This window comes from Coprococcus intestinihominis (assembly GCF_040096555.1).
GTDB classification, from domain to species: Bacteria; Bacillota; Clostridia; order Lachnospirales; family Lachnospiraceae; genus Coprococcus_A; species Coprococcus_A intestinihominis.
In genome coordinates this window covers 1-2,193 of the sequence record NZ_JBBMEK010000378.1, presented here as the reverse complement: position 1 = coordinate 2,193, position 2,193 = coordinate 1, and the positions used below count along the sequence as shown (strand labels likewise).

General features: G+C 35.8%; 2 protein-coding genes and 2 pseudogenes. 3 read left to right on the top strand and 1 reads right to left on the bottom strand.

Annotated elements, in window-relative coordinates; translation table 11 throughout:
• Together WMO25_RS17365 and WMO25_RS17360 are read left to right on the top strand one after the other, a co-directional pair.
• Window positions 1–233 (top strand): annotated as a pseudogene (locus WMO25_RS17365) (phosphoadenosine phosphosulfate reductase domain-containing protein); the annotation flags it as partial.
• 21 nt (window positions 234–254) lie between these two features.
• Window positions 255–617 (top strand): hypothetical protein, encoded by a 363-nt coding sequence (locus tag WMO25_RS17360; protein ID WP_144123991.1) that lies wholly within the window; start codon window positions 255–257, stop codon window positions 615–617.
• A 49-nt stretch (window positions 618–666) separates the two neighbouring features.
• Here WMO25_RS17360 and WMO25_RS17355 read toward each other — a convergent pair whose 3' ends face one another.
• A complete protein-coding gene (locus WMO25_RS17355; protein WP_144123989.1) occupies window positions 667–1,356 on the bottom strand; it encodes a helix-turn-helix domain-containing protein in 690 nt (229 codons plus the stop codon).
• Between the two features lie 199 nt (window positions 1,357–1,555).
• On the opposite strand from WMO25_RS17355, the pseudogene WMO25_RS17350 reads away from it, so the two are divergent.
• A pseudogene (locus WMO25_RS17350) lies at window positions 1,556–2,193 on the top strand (tyrosine-type recombinase/integrase); the annotation flags it as partial.

Below are 2,193 nucleotides of genomic sequence, written 5' to 3'. Positions count from 1 at the left end.
CGAAAGAATATGCTCTTTTATGCCAGGACGAAAAAATTCTTGGATTTACGCTGGATAACCATTGCGATTTGGAAACTTATATCGGTAGTGCGGACTCATGTGTATATCATGGTGATAAAGAAGCGATTCAAAGTCTGCTTACGGGAGAGTTTCCGGTCGAGTCTGTTTATGTAAAGGGCAAATGGAAATACCCGGCAGGAGCTTTTCATGGTGCAGCAGGAGGACCTTGTTAATCTGATAGGAGGAGATTATAAATGAAAACGGTAAAAGAAATAACACAGGAAACAGTAGATGCTTTCATTGAAACGATGAGTTTGACAATTTTTTATGAAAAAGTGGCAGATGAATTGCAGATGACAGCACCAGAAGGTTATGGATTTGACTGCCGGAAGATAAGTATTTCAAATAAAATTCAGGAGCAGTGGATACAGCAGTTTGAGGAAAAGTTGGGAAAAGAGCATCTTCCGGAATTGTTCAGAATGCTCTTACTTGCTGGACCAAAGGTGGAACATCAACTGAAAGCAAACGAAATAGCTACTGAAGAGAATTGGGATTCTAGGAGTTTTTTGTGTGAAAATTTACAGAAATATAGAAGATGCATACTTTTTACATTTTAAGAGGCTAAGCATTATAAAATTGTGAGCCAATGCAGTAAAAAACCCGGAATTATTCCGGGTTTGATGGAAATGTATAGTTGTTTAAAACTTCATAAGGTATTGAACTGGCAGTTTGAAGCACTATTTCTTTTGAAACAGTTAATGTATGTTCGTTAATTAGAATGAACGAAAGGTTTAAGTTTAAATTATGAGGCCGGTGTTCCATGTAGTACTGAAATAACAAAGGAATCGAAGTGACAAAGCTGATTTTATCGTCAGACTTCATTTCTTTTGATATTAAACTTAAAAGATTGCTAGAAAGTTCATGGTCTACAGTTCCAAAAGCATTGTCTGAAAGAAAATGAAAATACCACTGGTGAATGGGACCGTTTGCAAAACATGAAGTCATTTGGTAAAAGCTGGTGTTATCACATAAATGCTCGGAAAATTCATATGGAATATGTGATAAAGCAAGCTTAACGGCCTCCATCATATGATTGATGGCAGCAGGAACGGATATAGTGTTTGGATCATAGCCACAAACAGAAAGTAACTCTTGCAAAGATACTCTGTTTTGTGAATTTAAGGCAATTTTGGTTAAAGTATCTATAGTAGGTGGAGTCTCCCGTTTTTGCGTTACTAAACGGGAAAGGTGCTCCTTGCTTATTTGAATATCTTCGGCAAAACTTTTTTGTGTTCGGTTTCCAAGTGCTCTTTTGAGGAGTATTGAAAATGCTGATTTATCAAATTGACTGTTCATAATAAAACCTCCATTTTCACTATATCATGTGGGAATGGAACAATCAATCAGATAATTAGTATGGGAAATTTTTTTTGCTAAATGTGTAGATTTAAAGCAAAAGAAAATCAATATATAATAATCTATATCAATAATAATTGACATGAAAAAGAAAAGGTGTGTATAATGTAGATATAGTAAAAGAGGGGGTGATCGAAATTTGAAGACTTATGAGGTTGGAAATGTGAGATATGATGGAAAAGTTTATTTTCTGATTCGCCGGACAGAGGATGCCAGTATCTGTGTATATCCAACAAAATATTTGAAGCATAAGACAACTTCAAATCGTTCCCCCAATACAGTAAAGCGTATTGCGTTTTCATTATCCTATTTTATGGGATATTTGAAAGAACAGGGGAGACAGTTTGAGGATGTTTATGAGATGACTTATAGTGCACAAATGGAATTTTTTCAGAACTTTCTCTATTGGGTTAAAGGGGGAAAGCATATTTCCGGGGAAGTAAGGAAAATTCCAGATAATGGGACCTGCAATGCATATTTACATGATGTGTTTGGTTTTTATCAATTTCTTGAAATGGAATATGAACAGTTTGGCTCATTGCTGGTTCTTTCGGATAAGACAATTTCGTATACAAATGCTATAGGCGTTAGAAAGACCAAGCTGTGCCGGTCATTTGATGGATATTTGAACGCAGTTTCATCAAAAGGGAGAACCATAGAGAGAAAAAACATTATCGTTCTTTTGGATGGATGTACAAATTGCAGGGATCAGTTGTTACTTCTTTTATTAGCTGAGACCGGATTTCGCATTGGAGAGCTTTTAGGGGTACGTTATGT